At 60.8% G+C, this 14,539-nt stretch carries 17 protein-coding genes; 3 read left to right on the top strand and 14 right to left on the bottom strand.

Translation table 11 applies throughout. The features are described 5' to 3' along the window. Positions 1 to 591 carry an NAD(P)H-dependent oxidoreductase gene (locus AC1DM5_RS14835; protein ID WP_477821622.1) on the top strand — a complete coding sequence of 197 codons (591 nt, stop codon included), beginning with the start codon at positions 1 to 3 and terminating at the stop codon, positions 589 to 591. On the opposite strand, the gene AC1DM5_RS14830 is transcribed toward AC1DM5_RS14835, so the two are convergent. Beyond that, positions 592 to 1,089: a MarR family winged helix-turn-helix transcriptional regulator gene (locus tag AC1DM5_RS14830; RefSeq protein ID WP_477821623.1), complete on the bottom strand. Its 498-nt coding sequence runs from the start codon at positions 1,087 to 1,089 to the stop codon at positions 592 to 594. Positions 1,090 to 1,170: 81 nt separating this feature from the next. Here AC1DM5_RS14830 and AC1DM5_RS14825 point away from each other — a divergent pair, with 81 nt between their 5' ends. After that, complete coding sequence (locus AC1DM5_RS14825; protein WP_477821624.1) at positions 1,171 to 2,094, top strand: EamA family transporter; 924 nt, start codon at positions 1,171 to 1,173, stop codon at positions 2,092 to 2,094. Here AC1DM5_RS14825 and AC1DM5_RS14820 read toward each other — a convergent pair. Continuing rightward, positions 2,042 to 3,295, bottom strand: coding sequence for an aminopeptidase (locus AC1DM5_RS14820; RefSeq protein ID WP_477821625.1), 1,254 nt, complete (start codon positions 3,293 to 3,295; stop codon positions 2,042 to 2,044). The two genes, AC1DM5_RS14825 and AC1DM5_RS14820, sit on opposite strands and share 53 nt — an antisense overlap. A 128-nt stretch (positions 3,296 to 3,423) precedes the next feature. Continuing rightward, the gene (locus AC1DM5_RS14815) at positions 3,424 to 4,107 is read right to left on the bottom strand and encodes a glutathione S-transferase family protein (protein ID WP_477821626.1); all 684 of its coding nucleotides are present in this window, start codon (positions 4,105 to 4,107) and stop codon (positions 3,424 to 3,426) included. A gap of 98 nt (positions 4,108 to 4,205) precedes the next feature. Between AC1DM5_RS14815 and AC1DM5_RS14810 the strand changes: the two genes are divergently transcribed. Further along, positions 4,206 to 4,649, top strand: a complete 444-nt coding sequence (locus AC1DM5_RS14810) for a MarR family winged helix-turn-helix transcriptional regulator (protein WP_477821627.1) — start codon at positions 4,206 to 4,208, stop codon at positions 4,647 to 4,649. Here the strand turns inward: AC1DM5_RS14810 and ybaK are convergent, their stop codons facing one another. From ybaK to AC1DM5_RS14755, 11 genes are all read right to left on the bottom strand, one after another. Beyond that, on the bottom strand, positions 4,650 to 5,123 hold the full coding sequence (gene ybaK, locus AC1DM5_RS14805; protein WP_477821628.1) for a Cys-tRNA(Pro) deacylase: 474 nt from the start codon (positions 5,121 to 5,123) through the stop codon (positions 4,650 to 4,652). It abuts the gene before it with no gap. 3 nt (positions 5,124 to 5,126) lie between these two features. Further along, the gene (locus AC1DM5_RS14800; RefSeq protein WP_477821629.1) at positions 5,127 to 5,477 is read right to left on the bottom strand and encodes an ArsC family reductase; all 351 of its coding nucleotides are present in this window, start codon (positions 5,475 to 5,477) and stop codon (positions 5,127 to 5,129) included. A 70-nt stretch (positions 5,478 to 5,547) separates the two neighbouring features. Next, entirely contained in the window at positions 5,548 to 6,327 is a 780-nt protein-coding gene (phnX, locus tag AC1DM5_RS14795) for a phosphonoacetaldehyde hydrolase (protein WP_477821630.1), read from the bottom strand. After that, positions 6,324 to 7,454 (bottom strand): TIGR03364 family FAD-dependent oxidoreductase, encoded by a 1,131-nt coding sequence (locus AC1DM5_RS14790; protein ID WP_477821631.1) that lies wholly within the window; start codon positions 7,452 to 7,454, stop codon positions 6,324 to 6,326. The genes phnX and AC1DM5_RS14790 overlap by 4 nt, the downstream gene beginning before the upstream one ends. 104 nt (positions 7,455 to 7,558) lie before the next feature. Continuing rightward, complete coding sequence (locus tag AC1DM5_RS14785) at positions 7,559 to 8,620, bottom strand: succinylglutamate desuccinylase/aspartoacylase family protein (protein WP_477821632.1); 1,062 nt, start codon at positions 8,618 to 8,620, stop codon at positions 7,559 to 7,561. Positions 8,621 to 8,690: 70 nt separating this feature from the next. Further along, positions 8,691 to 9,299, bottom strand: coding sequence for a 2'-5' RNA ligase family protein (locus AC1DM5_RS14780; RefSeq protein ID WP_477821633.1), 609 nt, complete (start codon positions 9,297 to 9,299; stop codon positions 8,691 to 8,693). A 175-nt stretch (positions 9,300 to 9,474) separates the two neighbouring features. Continuing rightward, on the bottom strand, positions 9,475 to 10,194 hold the full coding sequence (locus tag AC1DM5_RS14775) for an AAA family ATPase (RefSeq protein ID WP_477975181.1): 720 nt from the start codon (positions 10,192 to 10,194) through the stop codon (positions 9,475 to 9,477). Between the two features lie 380 nt (positions 10,195 to 10,574). Further along, complete coding sequence (gene guaA, locus AC1DM5_RS14770; RefSeq protein ID WP_113182211.1) at positions 10,575 to 12,137, bottom strand: glutamine-hydrolyzing GMP synthase; 1,563 nt, start codon at positions 12,135 to 12,137, stop codon at positions 10,575 to 10,577. A gap of 193 nt (positions 12,138 to 12,330) precedes the next feature. Beyond that, a complete protein-coding gene (locus AC1DM5_RS14765; RefSeq protein WP_007813385.1) occupies positions 12,331 to 12,969 on the bottom strand; it encodes a 5'-methylthioadenosine/S-adenosylhomocysteine nucleosidase in 639 nt (212 codons plus the stop codon). Next, positions 12,966 to 13,415 (bottom strand): PaaI family thioesterase, encoded by a 450-nt coding sequence (locus tag AC1DM5_RS14760; RefSeq protein ID WP_477821646.1) that lies wholly within the window; start codon positions 13,413 to 13,415, stop codon positions 12,966 to 12,968. The genes AC1DM5_RS14765 and AC1DM5_RS14760 overlap by 4 nt, the downstream gene beginning before the upstream one ends. Before the next feature lie 153 nt (positions 13,416 to 13,568). After that, complete coding sequence (locus AC1DM5_RS14755; protein ID WP_477821635.1) at positions 13,569 to 14,477, bottom strand: LysR family transcriptional regulator; 909 nt, start codon at positions 14,475 to 14,477, stop codon at positions 13,569 to 13,571. Positions 14,478 to 14,539: the final 62 nt, after the last annotated feature.

Here is a 14,539-nt window from a genome sequence, read left to right as displayed (position 1 = left end):
ATGCACATTCTGCTGGTTCTCGCCCATCCGCTACCGGAGAGCTTTGCCGCTTCTGTGTCGCGGACCGCTCGCGAGGCACTCGAGGCCTCGGGCCATACTGTCGATCTTCTGGATCTCTACGCAGAGGATTTTGACCCGCGGCTGTCCAGGGCAGAGCGGGGCGGCTATTTCGATGTACCCTACGATACGTCCGCCGTCGCCGGTATCGTTGCACGGCTGGAGGCGGCTGACGGTCTCGTTCTGGTTTTTCCGCAGTGGTGGTTCAACTTCCCGGCCATATTGAAGGGTTTCATCGATCGCGTCTTTGCGCCGGGCGTCGCCTTCACCCATGATGCAGCCGGCGGCCGTATCGTGCCGCAGCTCACCAATATCAAGCTGCTCTACGCGCTGACGACAACTGGTTCGCCCTGGTGGCTGGTGCATGTCTACATGGGCAATCCCGTCCGTCGCCTGCTGAAGCGCGGCATCGCCAATTTCTGCGCCAAGCGGTTGAAGTTCCGGATGCTCAGCCTGCACGACATGGACCGCGCGACAGATGCCAAGCGCAAGGCGTATCTGCAGCGCGTCCGCAAGGCGCTCGCCGCCGTCTGACTATTCGAAATCAGACAGGAATTTTTTGAGCAACCGGTCGAGCTCGGCTTTGTCGTCGGCCGTCAGGTTGCGCGTCAGCCGTTGCTGGTTGGCGACATGCGCGCCGACCGCTTCTTCCACTGTTGCCAATCCCTTCTCGGTCAGCGCAATCAGCACGCTGCGCCGGTCTTCGGGGTTAAACAGGCGCTCCACGAAGCCGGCCTTTTCCAGCTGGTCGATCCGGTTTGTCATCGTGCCGGAACTCACCATCGTCATGCTGAGCAGCTCTCCGGGCGACAGCCGGTAGGGCGCACCGGAGCGGCGAAGCGTGGCCAGCACATCGAAGGCGGAGGAGGAGAGGCCGTGCTTGAGCAGAACCGCTTCCACTTCGCGGCCGATATGCGTCGTCAGCCGCTTCAGCCGGCCGAAGATCCCCATGGGTTCGACATCCAGCTCCGGCCGCTCGCGCCGCCATTGCGCCAGGATCCTGTCGACGTGATCTGATTTCTCCTTGTCCATGCTGCATCGATATCAGCAGGTATCTTGACGTCAAGATAAAACACGCTATCCTGAATTTATCTTGAAGTAGAGATTCTTGAAATGAAGACAAATACCCGATACACCGCCGATGTGTTGATGACTGCGATTGCGCCCGCCATATGGGGCAGCACCTATTTCGTCACCACATCCTTCCTGCCGCAGGGCTACCCGCTGACGGTCGCGATGTTGCGGGCGCTGCCGGCAGGGCTGCTTCTGCTGCTGATTGTCCGGAAACTGCCGACGGGCATCTGGTGGGGCCGCGCCTTCATTCTTGGCGCACTGAACTTCTCGTTCTTCTGGGCGATGCTCTTCGTTTCGGCCTATCGCCTGCCGGGCGGCGTGGCCGCAACGGTCGGCGCCGTACAGCCGCTGATCGTCATTGCGCTCTCGCGTCTCTTTCTCGGCAAGCCGATCCGCTTCATTGCCGTTATTGCCGGCTTGATCGGCATGGCGGGTGTGGCACTTCTGGTGCTGACCCCGAAGGCGGCTCTCGATCCCGTTGGTGTTACCGCAGGTCTCTCCGGCGCGGTCTCCATGGCCTTCGGCACGGTGCTGACCCGCCATTGGCAGCCGCCCGTCTCCAGCCTCACCTTTACGTCCTGGCAATTGACCGCAGGCGGCATTCTGCTCGTGCCAGTGGCCATCCTCCTGGAACCGGCGCTTCCTGTGCCGACGACAGCCAACATCCTCGGCATTGCCTATCTTGGCCTCGTCGGTGCTGCCTTCACCTATCTGTTGTGGTTCCGCGGCCTCTCGCGCATAGAGCCATCGGCCGCAGCGTCGCTCGGCTTCCTGAGCCCCGTTGTCGCGACCCTGCTCGGTTGGCTGGCGCTAGGCCAGAGCCTGACACCAGCCCAGCTTTCAGGCTTTGCCATGGTGCTGGTCAGCGTCTGGCTCAGCCAGCGCAGCCTGATGCCGAAGGCGGGCGTTGTTACGCCCACTCGCCCTGTCGCATTACCGGCACCCGCGAGCCATCAGGCTTGATACCGTCAATATCGACCTTGTCGGATCCGATCATCCAGTCGATATGGATCAGGCTGGAATTGCCACCCTGCGCCTTGATCTGCTCCTGGCTCAGCGAAGCACCGTCGAGGAAGCATTTCGAATAGCACTGGCCGAGTGCGATATGGCAGGAGGCATTCTCGTCGAACAGTGTGTTGTAGAAGAGGATGCCGCTTGCCGAGATCGGCGAGGAATGCGGCACCAGCGCCACTTCACCCAGCCGGCGCGCGCCTTCATCCGTATCGAGTACCTTGTTCAACACTTCCTCGCCGCGCGAGGCCTTGGCCTCGATGATACGGCCGCCTTCGAAGCGGACCCGGATATTGTCGATCAGCGTGCCCTGATGTGAGAGCGGTTTGGTGCTGGACACGTGGCCTTCCACGCGCAGCGCATGCGGCGTGGTGAAGACTTCCTCGGTCGGGATATTCGGATTGCAGGTAATGCCGTTCTTCGCCGTCGAGGCGCCGCCATGCCATTCATGGCCGTCTGCGAGGCCGACGGTCAGATCCGTGCCCGGCCCGGTGAAATGCAGCGAGGCGAAACGCTCTCCGTTCAGCCAGGACGAGCGCTTGCGCAGATTGGCATTGTGCTCGGACCAGGCGGCGATTGGATCAGGCACATCGACGCGCGACGCCGCAAAGATCGCCTTGGCGAGTTTGGCAACGGCGATCGCTTCCGGATCGTCGGGGAAGACGACCTTCGCCCAGGAAGGGTTGGGGTAGGAGACGATGTTCCAGTTGATGTCGAAGTTGGAGATCTTCTCCAGCGCCGGCTTGTAGGCCGTGGAATTGGCGCGATTGGCGCGGCCGACCTTGCTGGGATCCTGCTCCGAGAGCAACATCGGATTGTCGCCAGCAATAGCGAGGCGGGCGGCACCCTTTTCGTAGGCTTTCGCCATGCCGTCATAAAGCCAGCCGGAAGCCCGGTCGAAGCTTTCGTCGCTGCCGTACTGGTAGCGGGCAAGCGTCGTCTCCTCGTCGGAATAGAAGGTCGAAACCAAGCCAGCGCCCGAGAGATAGGCGTGTTTGGTGATCAGTCGCACCAGCGGCAGCGCCACGACGGGTGCGGTAATGACGAGATCTTGCCCTTGCTGAAGCTGCAGGCCAATCTTGATGGCGACTTCCGCAAGTTTCTCGAGTTTGCCGGGATCGACGGAGCTGTGGCTCTGGGGCATAAACGTCATGGGTCAACCTGCCTTCTGATATCTGCGACGGGAGGTGAAAGACTTAGACCCCTTTACGGCGAAAATGAAGCGCGCCGCATCCGATTTGAAGGCGGCCGGATGCGTGTCCGGCCGCTTGCGCTTGCGCCTCAAGCGGCGGCGGGCAGCCTGAGCAGGATCGAGTTACGCTTCTCGAGGAATTCCATCAGGCGCTGCGGATAGTCTTCCCCAACGGAAGCCCGGACGCTTGCCCGCTCGGACAGCGCCTTGCGCCAGCGCTTGACCCGCTCGAGCCCGTCGAAGATGGGGCTGTCGCCGAGCGTATCGAACAGATCGAAGTACCGAAAGATCGGCCCAAAGACCGCGTCGACGAGGCTGAAGTTAGCCCCGGCGAAATAGGGTCCCTCCGACAGCGCCCCCTCGATCGTCGCGAATTTGGCGACAAGCGCCTTGTGCTTGACCTCCAGTTGCGCAGCATCCTGCGCCGTCTCATAACCCCAGAGATCGGAAAGCACGGAAGAGCCGAATTCCATCCATCCGCGGTGGCGAGCGCGGGTCAGCGCGTCGGTGGGATGCAGGGCAGCACCCGCCTGCGTTTCCTCCAGATATTCGCAGATGACGCTGCTTTCGAATAACACCTCTTCGCGGCCATCGTCCTCTTGTATCCGGAGCAAGGGCACCTTGCCGAGCGGTGAGATTTTCAGGAACCAATCCGGCTTGTTGGCAAGATCGATGTTGATGCGCTCGAATGGCACGCCCTTTTCGAGGAGCGCGATCGCTGCGCGGTGCACGTAGGGGCAGAGGTGATGACTGATGAGGGTGAGCCTGCTCATGAAAGTCTCCTAGTGGCAAAGGATCGGCCGGTTTAATATGCATGCAGATGCATCTAATAACGCTTGCGATGAGATTCAAGATAGATGTAGTTGCATTTATGTCTGAGAATATGAAGAAGCCGAGCGAAGCCGTCGTCTCAGCCTGGACGCGCCTGATGCGCGCCCGCGAGCGGCTGCTTGGCGTGATCGAAGCCGATCTGAAGGCGGCCGGCATGCCGCCGCTTGCCTGGTACGATGTGCTTTGGGAATTGGCGCGCTCACAATCAGGCAGGCTGCGCCCCTACGCGATCGAGGAGCGGACATTGTTGGCGCAGTACAATCTCTCCCGCTTGATCGACCGGCTTGAAAGAGAGGGCCTGGTCGCTCGCGAGGTCTTCGCACAGGATGGGCGCGGCCGCTGGGTGGTGATCACTGATGCCGGCCGGCAGCTTCGGGAGCGCATGTGGACCGTCTATGGCAACGCGATCGAAACTCATATCGGCTGCAAACTTGCCGAAGGCGAGGCGAAGACGATTGCCGGCCTGCTGGACCGCTTCCTTTGATCAGGCGATCAGCGGTGCGGCGGTGGCCTTCAGTGCCTTCAACGCCTCCTTCGGATCGAGCCGCACCTGCAGCCCGCGCTGCCCGCCATTGATATAGACGAGCGGTTCGGCGAGGGCGGCTTCCTCGATCGCCGTCGGCACGATCTTTTTCTGCCCGAACGGGCTAATGCCGCCGACATGGTACCCCGTCAGCCGCTCGGCGTCGGCCGGCTTCATCATATTGGCCGATTTGCCATGGAAGGCGCTCGCGAGCTTCTTCATACTGACCTCGCGGTCAGAGGGCACGACCACACAGACCGGCTTTCCGTCCACCTCAGCCATCAGGGTCTTCAACACGCGATGCGGCTCCTCGCCCAGCGCTTCGGCCGCCTGCAGCCCGACGCGCTCGGCGTTTGGATCATAGTCATAGGTATGAACCGTAAAGGTGACGCCGGCCTGCGTGAGAACCTGGGTGGCGCGGGTGGTCTTGGACATGGCTCAGCCCTCGAATGTCCGCGCGTAAATCTCCGGCTTGAAGCCGACCAGCAGTTTGCCGCCGGTTTCCAGTACCGGCCGCTTGATCATCGATGGTTGGTCGAGCATCAGGGCGATCGCTTTTTCACGGTCGAGATTTTCGCGCGCGGCGTCAGGCAGGTTGCGGAAGGTCGTGCCGGCGCGGTTCAGCACCGTCTCCCAGCCTGCCTCGTCGATCCATCGTTCTAGATGCGCCCGGTCGATGCCGACGGCCTTGTAATCGTGAAAGTCGTAGGCGACCCCGTGTTCGTCCAGCCAGCTACGGGCCTTCTTCATCGTGTCACAGTTCTTGATGCCGTAGATGGTGATGGCCATGCCGGTTCGATCTCCCTGTTTTCCAGGGGAGATATCACGCTGGATGAAAGCTGCAAACGCCGCCTGGCCTTTATCCCTCGAGCTCTTCGATAAGGGCCGGCAGGTCGGCCACGGTCTCGATGACGTAGTCGGCGCCGGCAGCAATCAGCTTCTCGCCGATCCGCCTGTGCAATTCGGCTCGCGCCCCCGGCGAAAGTGCATCCACCTCTTCAGGCGTCAGACCTGCCTCGTTGCCGGAGAGCGTCACGCCAACGGTAACGCAGCCCGCGGCGGCACCCTCGGCAATGCCGGGTTCGGTATCATCCACTTTCAGGACGACAGAGGCCGGATAGACCATCAGGTCGAGGAAGCATTTATACATGCCGATCGGCGTCGGTCGGCCAAGCGGCAGATCGTCGGCACAGATCAGATTGTCGGGTGCGTAACCCTGTTCAGCGGCAAGCGGGAGCACACGCTCCATGATCGAGCGCGTATAGCCTGTCGTCGAGCCGATCTTCATCTGCCGCTCGCGCAGGTATTCGATCGTCTTGATCGCGCCGGGCACCAGCGCGCAGTAATCGGTCACGACAGCTTCGTTCAGCGGCACGAAGAGTTCGTAAACGCGGTCGATGGCCGCCTCGTCCGGAAGCGCGCCTTGTGCCGCCTGCCAGCGGGCGGCAATATGCGGCTCGGCCAGCATCGCGGCGATATGCGCACGCTTCGGGAGCCCCATCGGCTTGCGTGCGTCGGCGATCGTCACCTCGACGCCGAATTTGTTGAAGGTGTCTACAAAGGCGCCCATCGGTGCGAAGGAGCCGAAATCGATGACTGTGCCGGCCCAGTCGAAGACCACTGCCTTGAATTGCGTCATGCTGCGCTCCAGTAAAGATCTTCGACGGTTTCTTCGCCGATGCCGAAGGCGGTCGAGGCACCACAGCCTGCCGTCACCACGACGATGCGCAGCGCATCGGAAGGCTTGTCGGTGAACCGCCAGCGGTCCGGGGCGGAGGCGTAGGTGCCGATCCAGCGCTCGGTAATGAAGCGGCCCGGCAGATTGAGCACGGCATCCATCTCGTCGAGGGTCAGCCGGTCAACCCGCTCCAGCCCAAAGGGATCGGGCGTTTCGGAGTAATGGTGGCTGTCGCCGACGATCAGCGATCCGTCTTCCGACTGTGTAACGATCAGGTGGATGCCGTTTTCCCGCTCCGGCTTGAATTCGCGGTCAAGCCGCGCCTTCAGGGCAGTCGCCTCAGGCAATTCGGCATAACCGAGATAACGCCCGAGACCGAGATCAGACATGACGGCGGTGTTGAGCGAGACCCGTTGCGCCGGCACGACACGCATCATCTGCAGCTTGCAGCGTGTGACGTTATATGCAGCGATCCGATCCGCAAACAGGCTCTTGAAATCGTCGCCGGGGCAAACAACCACCGTCTCCGCCTCGATCAGGCCGGTTGACGTCTCGATCCGCGGCGGCTCGACGGCGCTCACTGCTGTCGAGCGGCGGAACTCGATGCCATATTTGACTTCGAGATAGCGGGCGAGCAGCGGAATGGCCGTGCGGGATTCGACCCGCAGTTCATGTGGGCTATAGAGTGTGAAGCGCCCCGCCTCCGGCCGCAGTGCCGGCACAAGCCGCCGCGCCTCCTCGATCGTCAGCCTTTCGCAGCCTTCGCCCATCTCTGTGCGCAGGAAGGCGTCGATCACGGCTTCGGATTCGTCGAGCCTTGCGGCAAGGAGCAGCCCGCGCTGCAGGACGTCGATGCCGGCGTTGTCGACAATCTCGGCCCAGATATTGCGTGCCTGGCGTGCCTTGTCCCAGCAGTCGCCGGCCTGCTGGCCGGTCACCGTCACAAAGCCGAAATTGCGCACCGAGGCGCCATTTGCCTGTGCGTCGCGGTCGATAACGACGACCCGTTTGCCGCGCTTTGCCGCCGCCAGCGCATGCGCCAGCCCGACAATTCCCGCGCCGACGATCGCAATGTCGTAATGCGGCATGAAAGCTCCTTCGCAACATGTCTGCAACGGCTTGGCGGATTTTCTTGAAGCCTGTGTGACAGTTGCGCGGAGCCTTACATCCGCGTGTGGAAAAGAACGCTGGTTCAGTCTTCCAGCGTGCCGGCCTTTCGCGTTGCCTTGCTCGGCTTGTCGGCGGCAATCTTCATCAGGTCGCCGCGCCGGCGCACTAGCCGGTCGGAAGTGCGGGTCAACAGCAGCCCGTCCTGCGGTGCCCGGATATCGATATCGCCCTCGGCAAAACCGGGCCGGGTGACGATCGTCGCCAGAAGCTCTCCTTCCGAGACACGCTCGCCGATATTGCGGTGGAAGAGCACGGTACCGCCGTGCGGCGCACGCAGGATCTCGACGTTGTCGAGCGGCACGGCTGGTCCGGAGAAGGTCTTGTCTCCGGCTGCCCCGCCGTTGACGACACCGCGCCCGATCAGGAATTGCAGCAGGCCTTCGGCATCTTTCTCGGCCATATCGGGATAGACGTCGCGGCGGCCGCGCAGTTCCACCGTCACCGAAAGCTTGCCCGGAAGCTTGGCCTTGCGCTCGCCCGGCACCTCATATTTCCAGGCAAAACCGACTGCTTCCTCGAAGGCGGAGCTTTCGCCATCCGAAAGCAGCACCGCTTCCATGTCGAGCGCATTGGCAAGGTCCGCTGCTTCCGGCCAGAAGGCTTCGTCGATATAGGCATATTGCAGAGATTCATCATCGCAATGCAGATCGAGCACCAGATCGGCTCCGAGCGCCATATGAAACAGCTCTCGCTTCAATCGATCTGTAGCCGGATAATCATCAAGACCGTCAAGCAACTCCTCCCGGTCGCGAACCGAGATCAGCGGAAAGTCCCGATTGAAATTGGTCCGCGATCCCAAATCGAACCGACCCTGCAGCTCGCCGAAATGCGATTGCGCCGCACCAATCGGATTTGCCTGCGGCACGAGCGTGATATCGCCGGCGATCCGTCTTTCCCTTTCTGCTTGCCTGAGTTGAAGGCAGAGAAAATGCGCAAGCGCGGTTCCCGGCAGTTCATTGGAATGCAATGCGGCCTGGATATAGACCTTGGGCGCCGCCGGATCGCTTCCCTTGAAACGCATGACCGGCAACCGCCATTCGATGCCGGGTGTATCGCCCGGGATGATGATCTCTGAAAGGTCCACTATCTTGCTCCGCATGTGCATATTGAGTGGGGAGTTTTATGCGAATCCCCACCCGCGGTGCAAGCGCAGCTCAGCCGAGCAAAGGCCACCGGTTGATGACGTGATGCTCGCTCTTCCCGTAGATGCTGTGGATCAACAGGAACTCCTGGACTGTCCAGCGCACGGGTCGGTCAAGCTTTTCAGGCAGAACGGTCTTGCGATCATAGAGCATCGTCATGTGCGGCGTCAGATGTCCGCCGACATTATAGGGTAGTCCGGCCTCGTAGAGACCTTCTTGAATTTGGTTGCGAAGATCCAGCAGGCCTTCGTTTTCTTGCCTGCCGCAGATGACGAAGGCTTGCGGCTGGCCGGGATGCTTGAAGCTCATGGCTTCGTCGAGCACAATTTCGAACGGCTGGGCACGCACTGCCGCGGCGACTTGTTCAGCGCCGAACACGATATCATCCGGGAGCCGACGGTAGGCGCCGATGCCGTTCAGCGTGACATGAAGCACCGCGTTGGGCCGCGAGGGTCCGGTCAGAGCATGTCTATTGCGATACACTTGCGCGATGTCCAGCGCCTCGGATGCAGCTTCGATGGCTGGGCGAAGCGCGAAGAAAATCCTGTCGTGAAATTCCCCGCCAAGATTGGATTTCTTCTGGGGGCCTGCGCTATTCGGATCGAGTGGAAAATGAGGCATTTGAACTACGGACTACATCGCCCGCCTCCTTGTTTCGACAAGGAGGAGCATACCAGGATTGGCATTTTAGTCAAGAACAAAACATGAACAAATAGCTTTGTGAGGATATTTAAAACAGAAACGGCTACCTTTGCGGCAGCCGTTTGCTGGCGTCAATCAAGCGCTGAGGAATGCGTTACGCGGCGTTCTTGAGGACCTCAGCCGCCTTTTTGGAAGGCTTGGCGCGGGCTGCTTTCGGCGGTGCGAGACGAAGAACATCGTCTGYCAGCAAGCGGGCGTTGTCTTGCGCCTTGTCGAGATTGCTGACACGGGCAGGATCCATCGTATAGAGGCTGCCGCCGGAAACGAACATGTCGCGATAGGCGGCGCGCTCGATCAGCGCCGTGTCGATGACATTGACCTGCTGCTTTGCGAGCAGACCCTTGACCGCCAGCAATGCACGCGTGGTGATGATCGAACTGATGCGCGTCAGCACGACCGAATGCGGGATGCGGATATCATGCTGGGCAGCAAGCTGCTTCATGATCTCAAGCACCTGCGCGCCGCCGACCGCGTCCATGGCGCAGCCCTGCACCGGAACCATCACATGATCGGAAAAACCGATGGCCTTCGCCATCAGCGGGCTCAGACCGGCCGGCAAGTCGATGATGATATAACCGCCGCGCTTCTTGAGGTCCTTGATCTGCTGTTCGATCGTATCTTCGCTGACACCGGAGATGACGGCGAATTCGGCTGCGTCACCGGTCAGACGGTGCCAGCGGCTGGCCCACTGCTGGGGATCGGCATCCAGAACGGAAACGCGATGGCCACGGCGAGCCAGTTCTGTGGCAAGAACGAGAGCGACCGTCGTCTTGCCGGCCCCTCCTTTCGTATTGGCAAACGTAATAATTGGCATCGATTACCTCGGGTTGATGAGTTGGCGGCGGTCATCCCTGGGAGAGACGCGTCTCGGGCTTTAAGGAACAGCGACTTTCACAGTGATGAGATGAAAAGGTCAAACAGCAACCTTGCGTGGCGCTGTTTAGCCATGCCGTTTGAGGTTGATTTTTTCTGGGTGCAATCAGTGAGGAGCGGGCGATAGCGCAGCCGCGCCCGAGATAACCAGCACGCAGCCCTATAAAAATTGGCGGCGGCTTCTCACAAATAAATTGAAGGCTTTAGCTATGGCGGGATTTAGACGCTGAAACACCCGTTATTCAGGTGACTTAGCCTATCGTTCAGACATGTCCCGGGCGCCAAGGCAAGAACGGGAGCCCGTGTCGGGCTCCCAGATCGTCATTCCCACTCGATGGTGCCGGGCGGCTTGCTTGTTACATCATAAACGACACGGTTGATGCCGCGGACTTCGTTGATGATGCGGGTCGCGGCACGGCCGAGGAATTCCATGTCGTAGTGGTAGAAATCCGCCGTCATGCCGTCGACCGAGGTGACGGCGCGAAGCGCACAGACGAATTCGTAGGTGCGGCCGTCGCCCATGACGCCGACGGTCTGGACGGGCAGCAGCACGGCAAAGGCCTGCCAGATCGCATCATAGAGGCCAGCCTTGCGGATCTCGTCGAGATAGATTGCATCGGCTTCGCGCAGGATCTCGAGCTTCTCGCGCGTGATGCCGCCCGGGCAGCGGATGGCGAGGCCCGGACCCGGGAAGGGGTGGCGGCCGATGAAACTGTCGGGCAGGCCGAGTTCCTTGCCGAGCGCGCGCACCTCATCCTTGAAGAGTTCGCGCAGCGGCTCGACCAGTTGCATCTTCATGCGCTCCGGCAGACCGCCGACATTGTGGTGCGACTTGATGGTGACCGACGGGCCGCCGGTGAAGGAAACGGACTCGATCACATCCGGATAGAGTGTGCCCTGGCCGAGGAAATCGGCGCCGCCGAGCTTCTTTGCCTCGTCCTCGAATGTCTCGATGAACAGGCGTCCGATGATCTTGCGCTTGGTTTCCGGGTCGGAAACGCCTTCGAGCTCGCCGATGAAGCGGTCGGAGGCGTCGACGTGGATCAGGTGCAGGTTGTAATGCTCGCGGAACATGGCGACCACGCCTGCGGCCTCGTCCTTGCGCATCAGGCCATGGTCGACGAGGATGCAGGTTAGCTGGTCGCCAACCGCCTCGTGAATGAGCAGAGCCGCGACTGAGGAGTCGACGCCGCCCGAAAGGGCGCAGATGACCCGCTTGTCGCCGACTTGGCGGCGAATGTCCTCGACCGCCTTCTGACGGTACGCCGACATGGTCCAGTCGCCCTGGATACCGGCGATGTTGTGGATGAAGTTCGCGATCAGCTTGGCGCCATCGGGCGTATGCACGACCTCCGGATGGAACTGCACGCCGTAATATTTGCGCTTCTCGTCGGCGATGAAGGCGTAAGGCGCGTTGGATGATGTCGCCACGACTTTGAAACCGTCGGGCAGCTTCGTCACGCGGTCGCCATGGCTCATCCAGACCTGATGGCGCGAACCCTTGGACCAGAGGTCTTCGAAGAGGACGCAGTCCTCGTCGACCTCCAGGAAGGCGCGGCCGAATTCGCGGTGATGACCGCTTTCCACCAAGCCGCCGAGCTGCATGCACATCGTCTGCTGGCCGTAGCAGATGCCGAACACCGGAAGGCCGCTGTCGAAGATGATCTGCGGTGCCCTCGGCGATCCTTCATCGACCGTCGAAGCCGGGCTGCCGGACAGGATCACGGCTTTCGGCTGGAGGCGCTTGAAGCCTTCTTCGGCGGACTGGAAGGGAACGATCTCGCAATAGACGCCGGCTTCACGCACGCGTCGTGCGATGAGCTGGGTCACCTGGCTGCCGAAATCGACGATGAGAACGCTGTCGGGATGTGCTGTCTGGGTCATGGCGAGCCTTTAATGAAAAGCGCCTCTTCTTGCAATGCGGGAATTCGGCCGCAGCCGGGTTTTATTGTCCCGATTGTCCCTGTTTTCAGCTCCTGAAGCGTGTCGCGATCTTTCAGATTCGCTGTCATGCTTCAGGCTTTTGTCTTCGCATGTCGTTGTCGAAAAACCGCTACACACTTTTGCGCGACCTGCTTCAGAACCAGAAAACGCCATCCTCCAGGGCGGTGAAAAGGCTGTCCACGGCATAGGAAAGCTTGCGGTCGACGATATGCAGATATTCGGTCCAGCCGGAAATATGCTGCAGCTCGACCGCACCGTCGGAAATGCCGCGAAGGCCGATCAGCGGCAGTTTGTAGCCCTGGCAGGCGCGCAGCACCGCATAGGTTTCCATGTCGACCATGTCGGCTGCGATATTGGCATAGGCGGCACCGGAAACGACATTGCCGCCGGTCGAAAGGGTGGCTTCGGGAATGCCGGGAATGCGCAGCGGCAGGTCGAGGTCCGCCGGCAGGTCGAGGAAGGGAGTCTTGCCCTTTTCGAAGCCGAGCGGCGAGGCATCCATGTCGCGGTAGGAAACGGAGGTGACCTGATAGACTTCGGTCTGCTGCAGGCGTGCCGAACCGGCCGAGCCGAGCGAAACCACAAGATCGGGCAGGTCGTCGGATGCATCGAGACGGGAGAGCGACTTGGTGATCGCGATTGCTGCCTCGACCGGGCCGACGCCGGTCATCAGCGGTTCGATGCGCGAGCGCAGGAACGGGCCGTATTCGGCCTCCGCGGCCATGACGAACAGGATGGACTTGCCTGCGACCGACTTCAGTTCGAATTTCATCCCGTAATTCCCTCTCTTCCGCGAATGACCATCATCGTCCCGGTCATGGACGCGATGAGCTTGGCAGGCCCGTCGCTGATCGCATAACCTCGCCCATCGGCGACGATGATGTTGGAGCCGGGCTTGGTGATCTCGCCCCTGAAGAGGAAGCGTTCGCCACGCCCCGGCGACATGAGATTGACCTTGAACTCGATCGTGAGGATCGAGGCTTCGGCATCGATAACACTATAGGCCGCAAAACCGCAGGCCGAATCGAGCGCTGCGGAAATGATGCCCGCGTGCAAAATGCCGTGCTGCTGTGTCAGTTTGACGTCGAAGGGAAGCTCGATTTCCACCATGCCGTGCTCGACACGCGTCAACTCAGCGCCAATGGTGTTCATGGCCGCCTGGCGGGAAAAACTCTGGCTGATCCGCTCGCGGAAATCGCCCCTGTCGGTGTCGTTCATCATGGTCCCTCTTGCGATCGCGAAAGTGGCATGGCCGGCCGGATTCGACAAGGTTTCTATCCGGCTGACGACGGTTTTGTCTTTCGATACAAGTTTTCGATCACGCGGCGCCGAACTGTGTTGCTTGCGGGAACAAGGAATTATTCGTCCCAATTACTTCGCGTCCAGGGCTTCGTTGACGATGTCGCTGATCAGTGTCCGTAGCCAGCGATGCGCGGGATCGTTGCGGTAGCGGACATGCCAGGCCATTTCGATCGGAAATGTGCCGAGATCGACAGGCGCCGGCAGGACTTTCAGACGAGGATCTGCCGCGAGGCGCTGGCAGATCCTGTTCGGCAGTGTCGCGCAATAATCCGTCACTGCAATCATTTCCGGCACCGCCAGAAAATGGGTAACGGAGACTGCGACCTCGCGCTTGATCCCCTGTTGTTCCAGTGCTGTAAACAGGCCGACGCGCAGCCGTCCGGGCGGAAGTACGTTGACGTGCCGCATATGCTCATACTGCTCCCGGGAAATGCCGTCCCCGATCTCGGGGTGATCGGCACGCACCACGCAGGCAAGGCCCTCGTCCATCAGATGCTGCACGACCAGATTGTCAGGCGGATCGATGATGCGGCCGAACACCATTGCCGTGGTGCCGGACATCACACCTGTCTCGCCGAGATCTGTGCCGAAGGGCGTGAGGCGAAGCCGGATGCCCGGCGCAACCTCGCGAAGCCGCGCGACGATCGCCGGCACCAGCACGAACTCCACATAGCTGTTCGGCGCAATCGTCATCAGCCGCTCGGCCTGCCTTGGATCAAAATCCTGCTGGCCGAGGATGGCGTCATCGATCTTTGCCAATGCCGCGGCAATGACCGGCGCCAGCTCCAACGCCATCGGAGTCGGCTGAATGCCGTAGCGCTCACGGATGAAGAGCTGGTCCTGCATCATTTCGCGCAGACGGGCCAATGCATTGGAGAGCGCCGGCTGCGTAATTCCCAGCCGATCGGCGGCGCGGGTGACGCTGCGCTCCTCCATCAGCGTGATGAAGACGGGTAGCAGATTGAGGTCATATCGCATGACTTATAATGTCACATGAATATCTGAAATCATAGAAATAAACTTCTGGAATATGTCGTCCC

Source organism: Rhizobium sp. 01T437 (assembly GCF_056398505.1).
Note: the sequence above shows the minus strand (reverse complement) of the source record. Positions and strands in the feature narration are given on the sequence as shown.

Excerpts from the sequence above, each read along its gene's own strand:
- AC1DM5_RS14835 (WP_477821622.1), top strand. The coding sequence starts at position 1 with ATGCACATTCTGCTGGTTCTCGCCCATCCGCTACCGGAGAGCTTTGCC.
- AC1DM5_RS14830 (WP_477821623.1), bottom strand. The coding sequence starts at position 1,089 with ATGGACAAGGAGAAATCAGATCACGTCGACAGGATCCTGGCGCAATGG.
- AC1DM5_RS14825 (WP_477821624.1), top strand. The coding sequence starts at position 1,171 with ATGAAGACAAATACCCGATACACCGCCGATGTGTTGATGACTGCGATT.
- AC1DM5_RS14820 (WP_477821625.1), bottom strand. The coding sequence starts at position 3,295 with ATGACGTTTATGCCCCAGAGCCACAGCTCCGTCGATCCCGGCAAACTC.
- AC1DM5_RS14815 (WP_477821626.1), bottom strand. The coding sequence starts at position 4,107 with ATGAGCAGGCTCACCCTCATCAGTCATCACCTCTGCCCCTACGTGCAC.
- AC1DM5_RS14810 (WP_477821627.1), top strand. The coding sequence starts at position 4,206 with ATGTCTGAGAATATGAAGAAGCCGAGCGAAGCCGTCGTCTCAGCCTGG.
- ybaK (WP_477821628.1), bottom strand. The coding sequence starts at position 5,123 with ATGTCCAAGACCACCCGCGCCACCCAGGTTCTCACGCAGGCCGGCGTC.
- AC1DM5_RS14800 (WP_477821629.1), bottom strand. The coding sequence starts at position 5,477 with ATGGCCATCACCATCTACGGCATCAAGAACTGTGACACGATGAAGAAG.
- phnX (WP_477821630.1), bottom strand. The coding sequence starts at position 6,327 with ATGACGCAATTCAAGGCAGTGGTCTTCGACTGGGCCGGCACAGTCATC.
- AC1DM5_RS14790 (WP_477821631.1), bottom strand. The coding sequence starts at position 7,454 with ATGCCGCATTACGACATTGCGATCGTCGGCGCGGGAATTGTCGGGCTG.
- AC1DM5_RS14780 (WP_477821633.1), bottom strand. The coding sequence starts at position 9,299 with ATGCCTCATTTTCCACTCGATCCGAATAGCGCAGGCCCCCAGAAGAAA.
- guaA (WP_113182211.1), bottom strand. The coding sequence starts at position 12,137 with ATGACCCAGACAGCACATCCCGACAGCGTTCTCATCGTCGATTTCGGC.
- AC1DM5_RS14765 (WP_007813385.1), bottom strand. The coding sequence starts at position 12,969 with ATGAAATTCGAACTGAAGTCGGTCGCAGGCAAGTCCATCCTGTTCGTC.
- AC1DM5_RS14760 (WP_477821646.1), bottom strand. The coding sequence starts at position 13,415 with ATGAACGACACCGACAGGGGCGATTTCCGCGAGCGGATCAGCCAGAGT.
- AC1DM5_RS14755 (WP_477821635.1), bottom strand. The coding sequence starts at position 14,477 with ATGCGATATGACCTCAATCTGCTACCCGTCTTCATCACGCTGATGGAG.